The following is an 18,718-nucleotide window of genomic DNA, read 5'->3' on the forward strand; positions in this document are numbered from 1 at the left end:
AAGGCGATGGGGTTACGTAATTCCGGTCCAGCAGCTAGATTCGCCGAAAGTGATTTCAAGATTCTCCAACTATGAGAATCTAGTTTCCATGGCTGGAGGAGGCGGGATGCACACTCACGATGCGACGCGGTCGAGTACGGGCGACGAGCACCGGAACGGCGAGCCGAACGAACTCGGGCGGAGACTGCTCATCGACGGGCGGCTGGTGGCGACCGAGCGCACCTTCGCCTCACTCAACCCGGCCACCGGTGCGGTACTCGGGTACGCGCCCGACGCCACGGTGGCCGATGCCGAAGCCGCCATCGCCGCCGCCCGGCGCGCTTTCGACAGCACCGGCTGGGCCACCGATACCGAACTCCGCGTGCGCTGCCTGCGACAGCTGCACCAAGCGCTGCTCGACCATCGGGAAGAACTGCGGGAGTTGACGATCGCGGAGGTCGGCGCGACCCGTACGCTCACCCTCGGCAATCAGCTCGACATTCCGATCGGCCTGGTGAGCTACTACGCCGAACTGCTGGAGTCCCATCCGCTGACCGAGGAGCTCCCCGAGATCGAGGCCCGGGGTCAGCGGCACCGGCGCTGGGTCGAGAAGGAACCGGCAGGCGTCGTCGCGGCGATCGTGGCCTACAACTACCCCAACCAGCTCGCCCTGGCCAAGCTGGCGCCCGCGCTGGCCGCGGGCTGCACGGTCGTGCTCAAGGGCGCCCCGGACACGCCGCTGATCACCCAGGCGCTGGGCGAGCTGATCGCGCGCTACACCGACATCCCGGCCGGCGTGGTGAATGTCCTTGCCTCCTCGGAAGTTTCGGTGGGCGAGCGCATGACCACCCATCCCGACGTGGATATGGTGACCTTCACCGGCTCGACCGCGGTGGGCAGGCGCATCATGGCCGCGGCCGGCGAAACCCTCAAACGGGTCTTCCTGGAACTGGGCGGCAAGTCCGCCATGGTCGTGCTGGACGACGCCGACTTCGACCTGACGGCGCTGTTCGCGGCCTTCAGCGTCGTCACCCACGCGGGGCAGGGCTGCGCGCTGACCACCCGGCTGCTGGTGCCGCGAGCCCGGCACGACGAGATGGTCGCCAAGGTCGCGGCCAACTTCGGGCACGTCCGCTACGGCGACCCGGGCGACCCGAAAACCTATATGGGACCGCTGATCAGCGCCCGTCAGCGCGACAAGGTCGACGCCATGGTGCAGCGGGCGGTGGCCGCGGGCGCGACGCTGGTGACCGGCGGGACGAAGGTCGACCCGGGCTTCTTCTATACACCGACCCTGCTGGCCGGCGTGGACCCCGACAGCGAGATCGCACAGGAGGAAGTCTTCGGCCCGGTGCTCGTGGTGATTCCCTACACCGACGACGACGATGCCGTGCGCATCGCCAACAACTCCATCTACGGCCTCTCGGGGGGCGTGTTCAGCGCGAGCGACGAACGCGCGCTCGCCGTCGCCCGGCGCATCCGCACCGGCACGATGAGCATCAACGGCGGCAACTACTTCGCCGCCGACGCCCCTTTCGGTGGCTACAAGCAGTCCGGAATCGGCCGCGAATCGGGCGTCGCCGGACTCGAGGAGTTCTTGGAGCGCAAGACTTTCGCGGCGGTGATCCGATGAAGCCGCTGGAGGGTTTCCGGGTGCTCGAGGTCGCGATGTACGGGTTCGTCCCGTCCGCGGGCGCGGTGCTCGCCGAGTGGGGCGCCGAAGTGATCAAGATCGAGCACGCGGTGACCGGCGACCCGCAGCGCGGGCTGCGCCGGACCGGCGCGTTCGAGGTGCTGGGCGATCCGAATCCGAATTGGGAGCATCCCAATCGAGGGAAGCGCAGTGTCGGGCTCGATATGTCCAAACCGGAAGGGCGCGAGGTGCTCTACGAGCTGGCCCGGCGCTCTGATGTGTTCCTGACCAGCTTCCTGCCCGAGCACCGGCGCAAATTCGGCATCGACGTGGCGGAGATCCGCGCGGTGAATCCGGCCATCGTCTACGCCCGCGGTAGCGCGCTGGGACCGCGGGGTGCGGAGTCCGGCAAGGGCGGTTACGACATGACCGCCTTCTGGGCGCGCGGCGGGATCGCCGCCAGTCTCACCCCCGCCGGGGTGCAGGGGATGGTGCCGCCGCCGGGACCGGCCTTCGGCGACACCATTTCCGGGACCAATCTCGCGGGCGGGATCGTGGCCGCCCTGCTCAAGCGGGAGCGCACCGGCGAACCGTCGGTCGTGGACGTTTCGCTGCTGGGTAGCGGCGTGTGGGCCATGGGCCACGGGATCGCGCTGTCGGTCCATCTGGACCAGCCGATGGTGCCGCCGCCGCTGGGCGCGCACGGGTCGCCGACCAATCCGCTCTCGGGCCTGTACGTCACCGCGGACGGCCGGTATCTCTCCTTCGTCATGATGCAGCCGGCGAAGTTCTGGGCCGACGTGTGCAAGCACATCGACCGCCCGGAGCTGGCGCAGGATCCCCGCTTCGCCACCGCCGAGTCGCTGGGCGCGAATACCGCCGCGGCCGTGGAGATTCTGCAAACGGTGATCGCCACCCGGACGCTGGCCGAATGGTCCGAACGCTTCATCACCCTGGCCGGGCCGTGGGCGCCGGTGCAGGATTCGCGGCAGGTGGCCGACGACGCGCAGGTGCGCGCGAACGAATACCTGATCCGCGCGGGTGAACTGGAACTGGCGGCCGGTCCGGTGCAGTTCGATGTCACCGCCGCGGTCACCGGCCCGGCGCCGGAATTCGCGGCTCACACCGCGGAGGTCCTGCTCGAACTCGGCTTGGACTGGGACCGCATCATCGCACTGCAGACCGCCGGCGCGGTCACCTAGCAGCACCGGCGCAGTAGAGAATTGGGAGAATCCGATGCCACACATCGCCGCGATCGGCACCTATCTGCCGTGCTGGGGCGTCCCCGGGCACCGCGTACCCGGGGACGACGAGGACGCGGTGACGCTGGCCGTGGAGGCCGGGCGGGCCGTGCTCGACATCGGCGCGGGCGCGGCACATGTGGTGATCCTGGTCAGCCGGGACCTGCCGTTGCTGGAGGGCGGGAACGCCGCGGCACTGCTGGCCGGGCTCGGGCTGGACCCGGAACTCGAGGTCGTCGAGCGGTTGGGCGGCGCTCCCGCCGCGCTGGACGCGGTCAGTTCGGCCCGGCCGCGCACGCTGGTCATCGGCGTCGATCTGGAACCGGCCGGGGCGGTGGCGGTCTTGACCGCCGATCGTGGTCTGGAAGTGCGCACGGCCGCGCGAATCTCGCGCAGCCTGCCGGTACGTACCCGTACCGCGGCCGGTGAGGTGCACGACTACGGCGATCCGCGCCTGCTGCACGCCCGCGGACTGCTGGCGGCCTTCGAGGCCACCTGGCTGGACGTACCCGTGGCGGTGGCGGGCGTCGAACACGAGCGAGCGGTCGCCCTGTGCGCCGGAAACCCGGTGCCGCTACCCACTTTCGGCGCCAGCGCGGGACTCTTCGCGCTCGCGGCGCTGGCCGAAGCCGGCACGACCGGTCCACTGGTCGGCGTCGAGCAGGGCAGCCTGTTCGGAATCGCGGTCGCGGGCGGCAGCGCGCGGGTGCGCCGGCGAGAACCGGCCGCCCGCGCGAAACCCGAGGGCGTACTGCGCCCGGGCGCCGAACTGCTCATCTCGCTGGCCGCCTACGAGCGGGCCTTCGAGGCCAAGGTGCGCTGGGTCGCCGGGAAGCATTCCGGCGGAACGGAATTGGATTTCCCGCCGCGCTACCGGGTGGGCGACGACGGCGCGCTCGCCACCAACTACAGCCTGGTGCCGCTGCCGCGCACGGGCACCGTCTACACCGAGGTGACGGTGCACGTTCCGGTGCCCGGCCTCAAAACGCCCTACTCGCTGGTCATCGTGGAACTCGACGAGGTCGGGGTGCGGGCACTGGCCAAGGTGACCGGCACCGAACCGGGCACCGTCGACATCGGCGATCGGGGCCGAATGACGCTGCGGCGCGTGGCGGTGCGATCGGGAGTGCCCGATTACGGCTACGCGTTCGAGCCGGAGAAGGAAGTCGCGGTATGAAGCGAGTGGCCATTATCGGGGCGGGGATGACGCCCTTCGCCGAGCATTTCGCGCTGGGCATCAAGGATTTGCTGCCGATGGCGTTCGCCGAATGCGCCGCCACGGTGGACAAGGGCTTGGCCAAGGCCGATATCCAGGCCGCCTGGTTCGGTGAGTGCGGCACCGCGGACGGTTTCCCCTCCGGCATCCTGGCCGACACGCTCGGGCTGGCCGACATTCCGGTGTCGCGGATCGAGAACGCCTGCGCCACCGGCCATGACGCGCTGCGCAACGCCCTGTACGGCATCGCCTCGGGGGCCTGCGACGTGGCCTTGGTGCTGGGTGCGGACAAACTGCGGGAATCGGCGTCCAAGGACATGCTGTGGGGCTGGGAGGCGATGTCACGCGACAATGCCTGGGACTATCCGCTCGGACTGGTCTCCCCGGCCGAGTTCGCGCTGCACGTCACCCGCTACCTGCACGAATCGCCCGCCACCCGGGAGCATCTCGCGATGGTCGCGGTCAAGAATCACCGCTTCGGGGCCCGGAACCGCAAGGCGCGCTTGCAGTTCGAGATCACCATGGAGCAAGCGCTCAGCGCGCCCACCGTGGTGACGCCGTTCGGCCTCTACGACTGCGCACCGCAGAGCGACGGCGCGGCGGCCCTGATATTGGCCGCCGAGGACGTGGTGGACCGCTACACCGATCGCCCGGTGTGGGTGCGCGGCGTCGGCCTCGGCCTGGATTCGGTGATGCACCAGCACAAGCGGGACATGACCACCTTCCCGGCGAGTGTGCGCGCGGCCCGGCGGGCCTTCGGTATGGCGGGTCTGACCCCGTCGGACGTGGACGTCGCCGAGGTGCACGACTTCTTCACCGGCGTCGAGTTGATCAGCTGCGAGGACCTCGGTTTCGCCGACCGGTTCGAGGCGTACAAGCTCGTCGAATCGGGCGCTACCGGGCCCGGTGGCACGCTGCCGGTGAACACCAGCGGCGGCCTCAAATCCAAGGGGCATCCGCCCGGCGCCACCGGTGTCGCCCAATGCGTCGAGTTGTTCGAACAGCTGCGCGGCAATGCCGTCAACCAGGTCGACGGTGCGCGAATCGGGTTGGCGCACACCGTCGGTGGTCCGACCGCCGTCGCCGCCGTCACTCTGCTCGAGGGACCGGAGCGCTAGCGATGGGGGAGGTGGTCGCCCTGGTCGCCGGGGGAGCCGAACGCCGGCGCGCGGTGCTGCGGCGGGCCGGGCGGTACGCCGGGGCCGGCGGGGCCGTCCATGTCGTCTGCGATGGCTCGCTGACGCTGAAGCTGGCGGGGGTGTTCGCGCTCTACGGCCTCACCATGGATGCCGACTTCTTGGAGCGCGCGAACTTCGTCCGGACCGCGGACACGCTGGCGCCCTACGCCTGCGGCTGGACGTGGTCGCACACCGTGCTGGGTGCGCGCACCGAAGCGTTCGGGCTGGCCGCTCGGCTGGGTGCGCCGCTCGTACTGCCCGCTCGCTCGGCGCTGCGCAGAAAAAGCCTTGCCGAGGAGAGCGCGATCGTGGTCACGGTGTGACCGAACACCGGAATCGAAAGCAGACCGAGAGGGAGATGTCATGAGTAGCAATGGTTTCGACAGCGACGGCGATGACGGTTCGCTGATCGAGGAGGTCCTCGTCGAGGAGGTATCGATCGACGGAATGTGCGGTGTCTACTGAGCCGCGGCGGGCCTTCGAACTGGATGACGCCTGGGAATTGTCCGAGCAGGTTTCGGTGCGACCGGAACGGTTCGGCGCCCTGCTCTACCACTTCGGCACCCGGCGATTGTCGTTCCTGAAGAGTCCCACGCTGAGCCGAGTGGTCCAGACCCTGGCCGGCGCGGCGTCGGCGCGGCAGGCGTGCGTGCTCGCCGGGGTCACCGCGGCTGAGCTGCCCGCCTATCGCACAGCCCTGGCCGGACTGGCCGCCACCGAGATGATCCGGAAGAGGGATGCCGCATGACGGCAGCACCACTGTCACTGGCCGAGCAATTCCAGTCCGGCCTGGACGCGCCCATCTGCCTGACCTGGGAACTCACCTACGCGTGCAATCTGGCCTGCGTGCACTGCCTGTCCAGCTCCGGCCGGCGGGACCCGCGCGAGCTGAGCACGGCCGAATGTCTGGCGCTGATCGACGAATTCGAGCGGATGCGGGTGTTCTATGTGAACATCGGCGGCGGCGAGCCCACCGTGCGGCCGGACTTCTGGGAGATCGTCGACTACGCGACCGCCCATCACGTCGGGGTCAAGTTCTCCACCAACGGAATTCGGATCAACCCCGCGGCGGCCGCCCGCATCGCCGCCAACAGTTATGTGGACGTGCAGATTTCCCTGGACGGTGCTTCCGCGGCCGTCAACGACGCGGTCCGCGGACAAGGCTCTTACGCGACCGCGATCCGAGCCATGGAACTGCTGCGGTCCGCCAGCGCGGACGGCTTCAAGCTCTCGGTCGTGATGACCCGGCACAATGTGGACCAACTGGACGGGCTGCTGGCCATCGCCGACCTGTTCGACGCCCAGCTGCGCCTCACCCGGCTGCGCCCCTCGGGCCGCGGCGCGGACAGCTGGGACGAACTGCACCTGCGACCCGAACAGCAACGCAGACTCTACGACTGGCTGCTCGACCACGGCGACCAGGTACTCACCGGCGACTCGTTCTTCCACCTGGCTGCCTACGGCCAAGCCCTGCCCGGCCTGAACCTGTGCGGCGCGGGCCGGGTGGTGTGTCTGGTCGATCCGATCGGCGACGTCTACGCCTGCCCCTTCGCCATCCACGACGAGTTCAAAGCCGGAAACATTCGCTCCGCAGGCGGTTTCACCAGCATCTGGCGCGAGTCGGCGCGCTTCGCCGAGCTCCGCCGCCCGCAGACCGGCGGCGCCTGCACCTCCTGCTCCGCCTTCGACAGCTGCCGTGGTGGCTGCATGGCGGCGAAGTTCTTCACCGGGCTCCCCCTCGACGGCCCCGACCCGGAATGTGTTCGCGGGCATGGCGAATCGGCACTGCGCTCAGTGGACCGTGCAGGCGCGCCTCGGCCGTCACAGGATCATTCGCGGACGGGGCGATCGGTGGTGATCGGTATGCCAGGCATACCGGCTCGGGCTTGTGACGAAAATCCGCTCGCGGGGTTCGGGGCCTCTTGAGTGCGGTTCAGGGGTGGTGGGTTGGGTGGTCGTTGTGAGTGCCGTGGGGTGGTGACTTCAGTGTGTTGTGGTGGGCGGTGTAGCCAGTGGCGGTTCGGTCTGGCGACAGGGCTGACGTGGTCGGTAGTTCGGGTTGCCGCGCGAGGATCACCGGGTGGTGAGGTATGCCGGTTGCCCGGCGACGATGGTGGCCGCGACGAAGTCGGCTCCAGTTGCCGGGTCGGCCGCGATCTCCTCCGGTGCGACGCGGAGCAAGGTCAGGTCGGCGACCGCTCCTGGTGTCACCGTGCGGAGCACCGCCGGTCGGTCGGCGAGGCCGAAGAAGAGCTGAAGCGCTTTGGCCAGCGGAATCGCTTCTGACGCAGCTCTATTCGATCGGGTGGTGGCTGCCGTGAGGACGCGCCAAGGGTCGGGACCGCCGAAGGGCGCGTCCGAACCGGCGGCGACCGCTACTCCGCCGTGCAGTAGTGAACCCAGCCGCCACAGGTCCGCGCGATCCTCATCGGGTACGTCGCGGGCGTACTGGGCGGCGCGCTCGACCGGGAAATGCGGCTGAGTCACCACGGTGAGCGCTCGAGTGCGTAGCTGGTCCAGCACCGAATCGGGAATTATCGCGCCGTGCTCGATCCGGTCGCCGGTCGCTGTACCGGCGTTGTCGAGTGCGGCGAGGGTGAGCATCAGTTGCACTCGGGTCACGCAGTGCACGGCGACCGGGCGGCCCGCCGCATGTGCGTCGCGGATGGCGCCGGTGAAATCGTCGAGCGTCGGGAGGGTTGTGTCGTCCAGCAGAATCTTGGTGGGCCCCAACGTGAAGCGCTCGATCCCCGGATCGGTGATAGTCGGGGGAGCCATGCAGTGCACTCGCTGCACGATTCGCCCATCGCCGACCGCTTCGGCCAATCCCGACACTTCGTGCTGCGCCAGACCGGGCGTGGCGTCGGTGAATCCCGTGATCCCGTGCCGCGCGGCCTGGCCGCTGACGCTCATCAGATCCAAGGGCAAGGTGGGAATGCGTTCGCCCAGCCAGGAATCCAGCCGCCACAGCCGCCCTGTGGGCTGCCCGCCCGCGTCGCGCTCGACACCCGGAGCGGCACACTCTTCGAGGTCGACCTCGGCGCACCCGGCCGAATTGAGCATCCAGAGTGCGCCGCTGCGATGCTGGATCCGGATGGGCCGACCAGGCAGGGCGCGGTCGAGCAATCGGCGATCCAGGACGCCGGCCACCGACTCGTGGTAGCCCGTGCCTCGAATCCATTGCCCGGCAGGAAGTTCGGAGTCCAGGCGGCGAAGCTCGCGGAACAGCCCGTCGAGGTCCGCGACCTGCTCCGGACCCAGGGGCACCGAACCCGCGCGGGCGGCGAGCGCACGCAGATGAATGTGGTGGTCGTGCAGACCGGGCAGCAGCCAGCCGCCCCGCGCGTCGATATCGTCCTCACCTGGCAGCGGCCGAAAACCGGTTCCGCACTCGACGATTCGCCCACCTCGCCACCGCACGTCCGAATGCACGCTGCCGAACACCCGAGCGCGCCGGATCAGCATCGAAACCCGCTCGGTGCCAACTGTTCTCGCGCCCATTCCGGGACAGGTGGCGGCAATACCCGCTGGGCAAGTCGGTAGTGATCGCATTCCACCACCCATCCGTCGCCGTGCCCGAGTACCCGATGCGGTCCGTGGCCGACGCCCGGCGCGGCCGCGAACGCCGCGGCGGTAGCCCGCATGGACAGATCGAGCAGCACACCTCCGCCCGCTCGCACCGCCGTCGCCACCGCGAGCGCCGCACAAATCCCCGCCAACGGATCGGCGATCGCGTCACCACAGAACACCGGCTCCGCACCGCACCAGCCCACCAGCCCGCCCGCCACCGCCGCGTCATCCCCGAACGCGACCCGCATCGGCTCCGCCCGCCCATACCCGGTGAGACTCAACCACACTCGACCCGGCCGATGCGCCACCTGCTCCGGCCCCAGCCCCAACTGCCCCAACGCCCGCGGCCGCGACGCCTCGATCACCACATCCGCCGCCGCGATCAATTCCGCCAACTCCATACGCCCGCTGTCGGATCGAAAATCGACGACCCGAAACTCGTGCCCCTCATGCAGCCACCGAAACAACTCCGGACTCCACCCACGCCCCGCATCAGGCCGCTGCACACTCTCCACTTTCACCACCCGAGCCCCCGCCAACCCCAGCAACCGCGCACACAGCGGCCCCGCCCACAACGCCGACAAATCAACCACCAGACACCCCCGCAAACTCTTACCGGGAACAGCCGCCGCGATCCGGGAGGTCCGCCACGGCAACTCGCTCCCGGGCCCGAACGGCAGATCCCCTCGCGGATCCGACCAGAATGCGTCCCCTGAACTCGAAGTCAACTCAGTGTGCGTTCTTTCGGTGGACGGGGTGCGCGCGCTTCCGGTGGAGCGGGTGGGCGTGTTTCCGGTGGACCGGGCGGGCATGCTCCCGGCGGAGCGGGCGGGAGTGCTTTGGGCGGACCGGGTGGACATGCTTTCGGCCGGAAGCGTGTGCACGTTATCGGGAGGCTGGCTGGGCATGTTTTCGACGGACCAGATGTGCATGTTCTCCGGGGAGTAGGTACCCACCCTTTCGGCCGACTGGCTGCGCATACCAACCGTCGATTCGGCGTCCCCTATCAGCGCAGTCGGTGGTGCGGGTGGTACGACTGCGGCCGGAACGCCCAGTAATTGGGCTCGGTCGACGAGGTAGTTTGCGGGCCAATGTCGGGCTGCGGTTTCGAGTGCTGTCCAGGCGTCTGTTGTGAGGGCGGTGCCGAGGATCGCCGGGACTGCCTCGATGTCGTCGGGGCGGGAGAGTGTCAGCGCGCACCAGCCGTCGGCTGTGCGAAGCAATCTGGTTGCGCCGCTTACGGATCGGTGGCCGTCCCGGCCTCGGCCGGAGTACGCGGCGCGACCGAATAGCGTTGTGGCTGGATCTATCACCACAGGGTTGCCTACTTGGCCGGTTATTCGGGACAAGGCTTGCACCACCGCGCCGAGTAGGTGGTACGCGGGGGCGGGGGAGAGCACCGGTTCGCCGTCGCGGTGACCGGTTAGGGCCATGCCGCCCGATGCTGCCCAGTTCAGGACTGGGCAGCTGGGAGCCGCACCGGGTGCGGGTGGTGATTCGGATGGCAGGGGCGAAGTTTGGTCTGTGGGCCGACTGATCGGCTTCGCGCCAGGGGACTTCGGTTGCGGCATCCCTTCGTTTCCGGGGCCGGACCGTGGCGTTTGGTTGGGGCCAATGGGGTTGGCCCGCCGCGTGTTTCCCATTGCTCAGCCCGGCGTTCCGGTCACATCGTCCACCAGCCCCCACCGATGTGCCTCGTCGGCGGACAGGGGCGTTCCGGTCAGCATGAGCCATGCGGCGCGCCAGCGGCCGATCCGGCGCGGCACGCTGACCGTGCCGCCCGCAGCCGGTATGAGTCCCATCGCGACCTCGGGGAAACGGAACCAGGTGTCCGGCGCGGCGACCACGTGGCCCGCGAACGCGGCCATTTCGGCCCCGGCGCCGATGCACGCGCCGTGCACCTGCGCGGTCAGCCGGCCGGCGATGCGGTCCAGTACTCGCCACGGTGCGCGGTCCAGCCGCACCAGGTAGGCGGCGACCGGATCGGTCGCCGCGCCGAATTCGGACAGGTCGCCGCCGCTGCAGAAAGCTGGTCCGGCGCCGCGGAATTCGACGGCATCGATCCCGGGGTCGGACTCGGCGACCGTCAGCGCGGCGAGGAGTTCTTCGCGCATCCGCACGCTGAGCGCATTCCGTCGCGACGCATGGGCGAGCACGATCGCGAGCCGCGAGCCTTCGCGCCGCAGCTGAACCAGATCAGTCGCTGAGTGGGAATCGCGTGCGGCGGCCGAGTCTGCCTCGGGGCTCGAGCCTTCCCTCGGAAACCGGACGCCCCCGGCGCTGACGCCGCCCCCGCCGCTGACGCCGCCCCCGCCGCTGACGCCGCCCCCGCCGCTGACGCCGCTTGCGCCGCTGACGCCGTGCACGTCGCTGACGCCGTGCACGTCGCTGACGCTGTGCACGTCGCTCACGCCGTGCACGTCGCCTTCCGGGGCGCGGACGCTGCGGGCGGCGTCGCGCTCGATCAGCCAGCGCGCGAATTCGTTGCCGCCCAGCAGCATCGAGTACACCGCCGCCTCCGCCGCCAGCGCGGCGGTGGTATCCGCACCACCGGTCCGTTTGAGCAGTTGCCCGCAGGCCAGCGCCGCCTGAGGCGCGTACGCGACCGCGGCCCGCAGGTGTTCCAGCGCTGCATCGACACCGACTACCGGCACTACTTCCTGCCGTAGATTCAGTTCTCGGGCATCGGCGACGGTCACAGGGCTGTTTTCTGGCCCGAGAGCGGCAACACGGGTATGCCCCCGTGCGCTGTTGCGGGCATCGGACGAGGCTTCGCTCAACTCGCGCATGCCTTCCCGCCGCAGGTACTCCGCCGGTGTTTCGATCAGCGTCACGGTGAGTGCGTCGAGCACAGGTGCTATCGCCGATGTCAGTGGTCCGCGAAGCACGCCCACCGTGAGCGGAAGACTCTCGCGCAGTAGCGATTCGGCGTGCGCGATGATGCTGGGCGTGGCGGCGGCGAGATCGTCGAGTTCGATGGTGATCAGAGACGTGCCGGGAACCCCTGCGGGAGAGAGGTCCAGGCCCGCATATAACAGTTGCGCCTGTAGCGCCGCGACCTGAGCGGCGGCATCCGGGAGCGCTGTGGTGCTGACCCGGGGGAGCCCCTGCTCGAACGTGCTGCGGTCGGCATCCTTGCCACCAGTGGTCGCGCAATCGTCGCCCCCGGTGTTCGCGCAGTGGCTCGACCGGCCTGCTTTCACCGGGCACCTACGAAATGCGGGAGATCCAGCGTGGTGCGTATGCCCGGCGGCGCGGCACAGAGCGCGGGCACGGCATTGACCGCCCGGTTGGCGGTGTAGCCCGGCGATATCTCGGCCATGCGCGACAGCGGGAACGGGAAGCGGATGTCGATGTCCAAGGGCGCGTCCCCGGCCACATCCAGATGCCAGCCGGTTTCGCGCAGATGCCACTCGGCGTCGATGTCGGTCGTGCAATACCAGGTGGCCCGGAAGCACAACGCGGCGCTCCCCCGCGACCGCGCAGTGACGGTGATCTGCTGGGCGGCAACGGTTCCCGCCTCGATGGTGCCGGCGGCGATGCTGGTTCTCCGTCGGGCCGTGGCCGTCCGGCCGTGTGCGGTGACGGACTCGACCGGGATGCCGAACGCGTCCGCGAGCAGGCGCAGGGACGGCCCGAAGCTCGCGCCGAGATAGTCGGCCCGAGCCTGGTCGAATGCCGCGGGGGCCTGCCCGAATCCCATGACCTGGAACAGCATCTCGGGAGAGTGGCGCTGCGACAGGTCGGCGTATTCGTCGATGGTGAGGCTGTCCACCCGGCGCTGGACCGAGGCCAGCACCAAAGGCAGCGCCTCGGTGATGAAGCCGGGGCTGCTGCCGGTGCTGTGGATCGAGGAGTTTCCGGTGCTGCACGCCGTCTCGATGCGCTCGCGCAGTGCGGGGTCCATGCTCGGCGGGTGATGGAACAGGCCGCAGGTGGTCACCACGTTCGTGCCGGCTGTCAGGAGCGCGATCACCTCCCGCTGGTCGAATGCTCGAGGCATATAGAGCACGCAATCGACGCCGAGTTCACCGATCGCCTCGACATCGTTCGTCGCCCGGATTCCCGTCGCGGGCAGCCCGCACAGTTCACCCGCATCGCGGCCGATTTTCGCCGCCGAGTGCGAATACACTCCGGCGAGCGCCAGATCCGGATGTTCGAGCACCGCTCGCAGCGAGCGCATGCCGATCGTGCCGGTAGCCCATTGCGCCACTCGATACGGTCCCGCGGTGGTAGTCATCTCACTCCTGACATGTGACGCCCAGCGCGCACAGATTCCATACTTCGTCGGCGGTAATGGCTTGCGGACCGATGCGGTCGGGGTGGCCGGGTGATTGGGCCGTGAACATGACGGTCTGCATGACCAGGGCCGCCATCCGGCGCGGCGTGATGTCGGGGCGCACGCCACCCGCCGCCTGTGCCGCGGTCATCAGTTCGGTGAACAGGGCCAGCAGTCCGGTGTGCGCGATTTTGACCTGGGCCGGGTGGCTGGCCAGCAGTTGCGGAGCGAAGTCGGTGAACAGCGGGCGCCGGGTCGCCGGATCGGGGCGGCAGCGTTCGAACAGCAACTCGACGGCCATGCGCAATCGGTCCAGCGGCGCGGGGGTCTCAGCCGTATCGGCGCGGATTTGCTCGGCCGCCTGGTTGAGCGAGTCCTCGAACAGGGCGAGCAGCAATTCGTGTTTGCCGTCGAACTGGAGATAGAAGCTGCGCAGGGATTGGTGCGAGCGATCGACCACTTCCTGGACCGTGAGATCCGTGCTGCCCTTTTCGGTGATGATCGCGCGGGCGGCATCGAGAAATCGTTGCACCCGCAGCTCCGCACGGAGTTTGGCGGTGCGCAGCGAGCGCTCGACGGCACGCTGCTTCCAGGCGGGCTCGTCGGTTGGACTGGTGGTCACGGTCGCTTCGCTCCTGCACTTATGAGATCCTTGATTGCATACTGAGAGAATCCAATTCTCCGATTGTTGCACACGACCGCGGCACAGCCCCGGCTATGAGGAGCTCCTGATGAATATTCACTACGAAGTCGCGGACCAGGTGGCGACGATCTCGTTGAATCGGCCGGAGGCGGCCAATGCCCAGAACGCGGCGCTATTGGACGAACTCGATGCCGCCTGGCGGCGCGCCGCCGACGACGATGACGTCGCGGTCATCGTGCTGCGTGCCGAGGGCAAGCACTTCTCCGCCGGTCACGACCTCAAGGGCGACAGCTCCGCGCCCCGCCCCGACAAGATCACCCTCGACCTGCTCTACCACACCGAATCGCGCCGCTACCTGGAGTATTCGCTGCGCTGGCGCAATGTGCCGAAACCCGCCATCGCGGCGGTGCAGGGGCGCTGCATCGCGGGCGGACTGCTGCTGTGCTGGCCGTGCGACCTGATCATCGCCGCCGATGACGCGCAATTCTCCGACCCGGTTGTCCTGATGGGCATCGGCGGCGTCGAATACCACGGGCACACCTGGGAACTCGGGCCGCGCAAGGCCAAGGAGATGCTGTTCACCGGCCGGTCGTTCACCGCCGCCGAGGCCGAACGCTTCGGCATGGTGAACAAAGTGGTGCCCCGGGCCGAGTTGGACGCGCAAGCGCTGGCAATGGCGCGGCAGATCGCGCGGATGCCCGCCTTCGGTCTTCGGCAGGCCAAGCGCGCGGTGAATCAGACGCTCGATATCCAGGGCTTCTACGCCGCGATCCAATCCGTGTTCGACATCCATCAGACCGGGCACGGAAATGCCTTGAGCGTCAACGGCTATCCGGTCCTGGTCGATCTGGAAAAGATGAAGGAATCGATCCAGTAGTGCGCGCGGCCCGGGCCATCGCGGCCCGGGCGGAGCGTGCACACCGCTAGCCGCCGCGTTCGACCCGATTGAACGGCACACCGTGGTCCGCGGCGAATTCGCGCGGCATATTCAACAGTCGTTCGCTGATGATGTTGCGAGACATTTCGGTGCTGCCGCCCGCGAGACTCCACGCCGCGCGGAACAGGTAGTCCAAGCCGATCCGGTGATCGGGATCGTGCGGACCCTCGGTAGCGGCCGCGGCCCCGGCGATCTTCACGGCCATATCCGCCTGCAGGCCCGCGTTCTCGGCGCTGAACACCCGGACCAGCGAACCGGCGGCGGCCGGCATCGCACCCGAGGTGACCGCATGCGAGACATGGGCGATGAGCTGATCGCGCACGAGGCTCCGGGCGCGCGCCGCACCGATATCCTCGCGTACCCGCGCGTCGCCGAGGGCGCCGACCGCACGAGCCAGATCGACCAGCGTGCTGACGTCACCGCCCAGATGCGGGCGCGCGCCACTGGTGTAGGGCGAGGTGCCGCCGACCGCCGCGCGTTCGTGGTTCAGCAGCCGCCGCGTGGCGGCCCAGCCCTCGTCCACCGCGCCGAGCACGGAGTCGGCGGGCAGCCGGACATCGTCGAAGAACTCCTGACAGAACTCGGTCGACCCGGTGACCTGCCTGATGCGCCGGATCGTCACACCGGCCGCCCGGCACGGCACCAGGAACAGGGTGAGGCCCGCGTGTTTGGGCACGTCCCAATTCGTGCGCGCCAGGCACAGGCCGTAGTCGGCGCCGTAGGCGCCCGAACTCCAGATCTTGGCGCCGTTGAGGATCCAGTCCGTCCCGTCCGCGTCCGCGCGGGTGGTCAGACCGGCCAGATCCGAGCCGCCGCGCGGCTCGGACAGGAACTGGGACAGGATCTCCTCCCCGCGCAGCACGGCCGGCAGGTGGGCGCGCTTCTGCTCCTCGGTGCCGAGGTCCAGGATGGTGGCCGCGCAGATGGCCAGGGTGGGTACGTTGAGCACCAGCGGCATCTCGTAGCCGAGCGACTCCTCGGTGAAGGCGCGCTGGTGGGCGGGCGTCAGCCCCTGTCCGCCATAGGCTTTCGGGAAACAGAGGCCCGCGAAACCGCCTTCGTGCAGTAGTCGTTGCAGCGCGCGGGCGCGGTCCCAGACCGCGTCGTCGTCCGCGCCGGTGTAGGTCTTGGTCGTGGGTGCGAGGTTGTCTTTCAGCCAGCGCCGGGCGCGTTCGCGGAATTCCGGCACGGTTTCGAGGTCGGTCGGGTTCATGCGGCTGTCTGCTCCAAGAATTCGGTGATGCGCCGGTACTGCTCCTCCGGGGTGCCGTACAGCGCCCGGCCGAGCGTGACGCGGCGCAGGTACAGATGCAGGTCGTGCTCCCAGGTAACCCCGATGCCACCGTGCAACTGGACACAGTCCTGCACGATGACCGGGGCCCGATCTCCGACATAGGCTTTCGCCACCGCGGCGCACTCCGGGGCGGATTCCGCGTCGTCGTCCCAGGCCGCGGCGGCGGCCCACGCGGTGGCGCGGCAGGCTTCCAGCCAGGTCTTGTTGTCGGCCATTCGATGTTTGAGCGCCTGGTAGGACGCCAGCGGCCGGCCGAAGGTGTAGCGGTCGAACATCCATCCGACGGTGGCGTCGAAGGCGCGGTCGGTCGCGCCGACCAGCTCGACGGCGGTCAAGGTGGCCGCCACCTGCAGCTGTGCGCGGGCGGCTGCCGCCGCGGCGGGGCCGCGCTGTAGCACCACCGCCGGTTCGACTGCCACATCGCGGAATTCGACGTGCGCCGTCGTCCGCACCAGATCCAGCGTCCAGGTGGGGGTGGCCCGGACTCCGGGCGCGCTTGCGGATACCAGCACCTGCACCGGCCCGTCGGGGCTGTGCGCCGTCACCAGGAAGAGGTCCGCGTCCGCGCCGTACTCGACCCGATCTTTGATTCCGGTCAATCGATAACCCGCGCCGTCGGGTACGGCCAGGCAGCCGGGAGAAGCCAGGTCGAGTCCGCGGCCGGGCTCATAGACGGCCCAGGTCGCGACGGCGTCGCCCGCGACGATCGCGTCGATCTCCGTCGCGCATCGATCATCCGCTCCCGCCAGACCGGTGAGTACGGCGCTCGTCGCGGCGAGCGGCCCCGGTGCGCAGGCCCGGCCGAATTCCTCGGCGATACCGGCGAGCTCGGTCAGCGGACGCCCGGAAACGCTGCCGCCGCCGTGACTTTCGGCCACGAGGGGCGCGGTCCAGCCCAATTGGGCCCCGCGCCGCCACCACTGCCGGTCGAGGCCGGCGCGGTTCTCGGCGAGCGCGCGCACGGTGGCGAGCGGAACCGTATCGGCCAGGAAGTCTCGGGTGGTCTCCTGAAAGAGCCGCTGGTCGGCCGTTGCCGCGAGATGCATGGATGCCCTTTCGGGAGAGGGTCAGGTTTCGCTGCGGAGCAGGATCGCGCCACCCGGGGTGAGCCCGCCGCTCGAGACCACGCCGACCCGCGCACCCGGCACCTGGCGGTCTCCGGCCGTCCCGCGCAGTTGCGTGACCGCCTCGTGCAGCAGGCCCATCCCGTGGGTGCGGCCGTGCGAGAGCTGGCCGCCGTGGGTGTTCAACGGCAGCAAGCCGTCGCGCGCGATGTTCTTCCCGCCGTCGAGGAAGTCACCGGCCTCGCCGATCCCGCAGAAGCCGAGCGCTTCGATCCAGGACAGGCAGTTGAAGGTGAAGCCGTCGTAGAGCTCGGCGACGTCGACATCGCTGGGCCGCAGGGTGGTTCGCGTCCACAGATGCGCGGCCGGGCCGAGTACCTGTGGTTCATGGGTGAGAGTGCTCTGGTCCCATTCGATCCGCTCGATGATCTGGGTGCCCACGGCTTCGACCAGCACCGGTGGGGTGGGCAGGTCCCGTGCCGCGTCGACCGCCGAGACGATCACCGCGACCGCGCCGTCGCAGGGCACATCGCAGTCGTAGAGCCCGAACGGCGTGGTGATGGTGCGCGCCTCCAGATAGTCCTGCATGGACATCGGATCTCGGTACACCGCACTGGGATTCAGCTCGGCGTTGGCGCGCTGGTTGAGCGCGATCCAGCCCAGGCTCTCCCGCGTGGTGCCGTAGCGGTGGAAATGCCGCTGCGCGTTCTGGGCCAGCGTGTGCGCCGCCGAGGTGGCTCCGAACGGCGCCATCCAGCCGGCGCTGCGGCTACCGGAGGGGGCGATGCGGCCCGTGCGCATCATCTCGTTGAAGGTGGCCTCCCAGACGGTGCGGAAGCACAGCACATGCCGGGCCAGTCCGCCCGCGACCGCCAGCATGGCCGCGATCACCGACCCGCCGGGACCGAAGGTTTCGATGCCGCCGTTGTGCCAGGTGGGCCGGATGCCGAGCGCGGCCTCCAGCGCGGTGACCCCGCCTTCGCCGAACCCGCCCAGGTTCCCGCCGCCGGGATAGGACGAGAGCCCATCGATCTCGTCCAAGGTGAGACCGGCGTCGGCGACCGCGCGCTCGCAGGCGCGCACGGTCAGCTCGAGCGGCGGCACCATGAGCCGCCGGCCGATCTCGGACATGCCGACACCGGTCAGCGCGACCTGATCCTCGAACTTCTGCCGGCGGACCATCGGGCGCACGTGCCGCCAGACCTCGTGGGGGGCGATCTCGTCGATCGGCAGCGCCGCGGGCGCGGGCTGCTCGTCGACCGGCCGGAACAGCGGCAGCCAGACGTCCCCATCGGCCCGGAACGTCACCTCGACACGCAGACCGAGCACGAGATCGGCTGGGTCGCAATCGATCACGTTGGTGGTCAGGCGCACGCGCGGATCGTCTTCGAGCGCGACCTGCGCCACCACGTAGGGCGCCGGCAGCCCCGGCCCACCGAAACGTTCGTTGACGGTGAACCCGGCCAGCGTGCCGAAGCCGGACACGACCCGCACTCCCAGTTCGTGGCCGCGGCAGTAGCGGCACACGGGCTGCGGCGGATGAATCAGCGCCGCGCAGGACAGGCACTCCTGAATACGCAACCGGCCGTCCGCGCCGGAGCTCCAGAAGAACTCGTTGTCCAAGGTCAGCAGCGGCAGGGGTCGCCCCGAAGCCTCGGCCACGTCGTCTCCTCGTATTGTCCTG

At 69.2% G+C, this 18,718-nt stretch carries 17 protein-coding genes; 9 read left to right on the forward strand and 8 right to left on the reverse strand.

Going from position 1 to position 18,718, the window contains the following annotated elements; translation table 11 throughout:
* Window positions 1-106 precede the first annotated feature (106 nt).
* Genes BJ987_RS24245 through mftC form a run of 8 tightly spaced genes read left to right on the forward strand, consistent with a single transcriptional unit; the run spans window position 107 to window position 7,173 of the window.
* The gene (locus tag BJ987_RS24245; RefSeq protein WP_209894412.1) at window positions 107-1,612 is read left to right on the forward strand and encodes an aldehyde dehydrogenase family protein; all 1,506 of its coding nucleotides are present in this window, start codon (window positions 107-109) and stop codon (window positions 1,610-1,612) included.
* Complete coding sequence (locus BJ987_RS24250) at window positions 1,609-2,814, forward strand: CaiB/BaiF CoA transferase family protein (RefSeq protein WP_209894415.1); 1,206 nt, start codon at window positions 1,609-1,611, stop codon at window positions 2,812-2,814. The genes BJ987_RS24245 and BJ987_RS24250 overlap by 4 nt, the downstream gene beginning before the upstream one ends.
* A gap of 34 nt (window positions 2,815-2,848) precedes the next feature.
* Window positions 2,849-4,030, forward strand: coding sequence for a Zn-ribbon domain-containing OB-fold protein (locus tag BJ987_RS24255; protein ID WP_209894419.1), 1,182 nt, complete (start codon window positions 2,849-2,851; stop codon window positions 4,028-4,030).
* Complete coding sequence (locus BJ987_RS24260) at window positions 4,027-5,187, forward strand: thiolase C-terminal domain-containing protein (RefSeq protein WP_209894421.1); 1,161 nt, start codon at window positions 4,027-4,029, stop codon at window positions 5,185-5,187. The genes BJ987_RS24255 and BJ987_RS24260 overlap by 4 nt, the downstream gene beginning before the upstream one ends.
* 2 nt (window positions 5,188-5,189) lie before the next feature.
* Entirely contained in the window at window positions 5,190-5,570 is a 381-nt protein-coding gene (locus tag BJ987_RS24265) for a hypothetical protein (protein ID WP_209894424.1), read from the forward strand.
* Window positions 5,571-5,610: 40 nt separating this feature from the next.
* Window positions 5,611-5,712 (forward strand): mycofactocin precursor MftA, encoded by a 102-nt coding sequence (gene mftA, locus BJ987_RS24270; protein WP_209894426.1) that lies wholly within the window; start codon window positions 5,611-5,613, stop codon window positions 5,710-5,712.
* Window positions 5,702-5,995 (forward strand): mycofactocin biosynthesis chaperone MftB, encoded by a 294-nt coding sequence (gene mftB, locus BJ987_RS24275; protein WP_209894430.1) that lies wholly within the window; start codon window positions 5,702-5,704, stop codon window positions 5,993-5,995. The genes mftA and mftB overlap by 11 nt, the downstream gene beginning before the upstream one ends.
* A complete protein-coding gene (gene mftC / locus BJ987_RS24280) occupies window positions 5,992-7,173 on the forward strand; it encodes a mycofactocin radical SAM maturase (RefSeq protein ID WP_245366108.1) in 1,182 nt (393 codons plus the stop codon). The genes mftB and mftC overlap by 4 nt, the downstream gene beginning before the upstream one ends.
* Window positions 7,174-7,320: 147 nt before the next feature.
* Here the strand turns inward: mftC and BJ987_RS24285 are convergent, their stop codons facing one another.
* Genes BJ987_RS24285 through BJ987_RS24305 form a run of 5 tightly spaced genes read right to left on the reverse strand, consistent with a single transcriptional unit; the run spans window position 7,321 to window position 13,718 of the window.
* The gene (locus tag BJ987_RS24285; protein WP_209894433.1) at window positions 7,321-8,712 is read right to left on the reverse strand and encodes an amidohydrolase family protein; all 1,392 of its coding nucleotides are present in this window, start codon (window positions 8,710-8,712) and stop codon (window positions 7,321-7,323) included.
* Entirely contained in the window at window positions 8,706-10,460 is a 1,755-nt protein-coding gene (locus BJ987_RS38060; protein ID WP_307869740.1) for a CoA transferase, read from the reverse strand. The genes BJ987_RS24285 and BJ987_RS38060 overlap by 7 nt, the downstream gene beginning before the upstream one ends.
* Window positions 10,461-10,463: 3 nt before the next feature.
* On the reverse strand, window positions 10,464-12,020 hold the full coding sequence (locus BJ987_RS38065; protein ID WP_307869741.1) for an enoyl-CoA hydratase/isomerase family protein: 1,557 nt from the start codon (window positions 12,018-12,020) through the stop codon (window positions 10,464-10,466).
* Window positions 12,017-13,057: an NAD(P)H-dependent amine dehydrogenase family protein gene (locus BJ987_RS24300; protein ID WP_209894439.1), complete on the reverse strand. Its 1,041-nt coding sequence runs from the start codon at window positions 13,055-13,057 to the stop codon at window positions 12,017-12,019. Before BJ987_RS24300 ends, BJ987_RS38065 begins: the two co-directional genes overlap by 4 nt.
* Window position 13,058: 1 nt before the next feature.
* Complete coding sequence (locus tag BJ987_RS24305; protein ID WP_209894442.1) at window positions 13,059-13,718, reverse strand: TetR/AcrR family transcriptional regulator; 660 nt, start codon at window positions 13,716-13,718, stop codon at window positions 13,059-13,061.
* A 109-nt stretch (window positions 13,719-13,827) separates the two neighbouring features.
* Between BJ987_RS24305 and BJ987_RS24310 the strand changes: the two genes are divergently transcribed.
* Window positions 13,828-14,616 carry an enoyl-CoA hydratase gene (locus tag BJ987_RS24310; protein WP_209894444.1) on the forward strand — a complete coding sequence of 263 codons (789 nt, stop codon included), beginning with the start codon at window positions 13,828-13,830 and terminating at the stop codon, window positions 14,614-14,616.
* A gap of 46 nt (window positions 14,617-14,662) precedes the next feature.
* Here BJ987_RS24310 and BJ987_RS24315 read toward each other — a convergent pair whose 3' ends face one another.
* Genes BJ987_RS24315 through BJ987_RS24325 form a run of 3 tightly spaced genes read right to left on the reverse strand, consistent with a single transcriptional unit; the run spans window position 14,663 to window position 18,696 of the window.
* Window positions 14,663-15,889, reverse strand: coding sequence for an acyl-CoA dehydrogenase family protein (locus tag BJ987_RS24315; protein ID WP_209894447.1), 1,227 nt, complete (start codon window positions 15,887-15,889; stop codon window positions 14,663-14,665).
* Window positions 15,886-17,016 (reverse strand): acyl-CoA dehydrogenase family protein, encoded by a 1,131-nt coding sequence (locus tag BJ987_RS24320; RefSeq protein WP_209894449.1) that lies wholly within the window; start codon window positions 17,014-17,016, stop codon window positions 15,886-15,888. Before BJ987_RS24320 ends, BJ987_RS24315 begins: the two co-directional genes overlap by 4 nt.
* 21 nt (window positions 17,017-17,037) lie before the next feature.
* Complete coding sequence (locus tag BJ987_RS24325; RefSeq protein WP_209894452.1) at window positions 17,038-18,696, reverse strand: thiolase C-terminal domain-containing protein; 1,659 nt, start codon at window positions 18,694-18,696, stop codon at window positions 17,038-17,040.
* Between the last annotated feature and the right edge of the window lie 22 nt (window positions 18,697-18,718).

Origin of the sequence: Nocardia goodfellowii, from assembly GCF_017875645.1 — a bacterium.
GTDB lineage: Bacteria > Actinomycetota > Actinomycetes > Mycobacteriales > Mycobacteriaceae > Nocardia > Nocardia goodfellowii.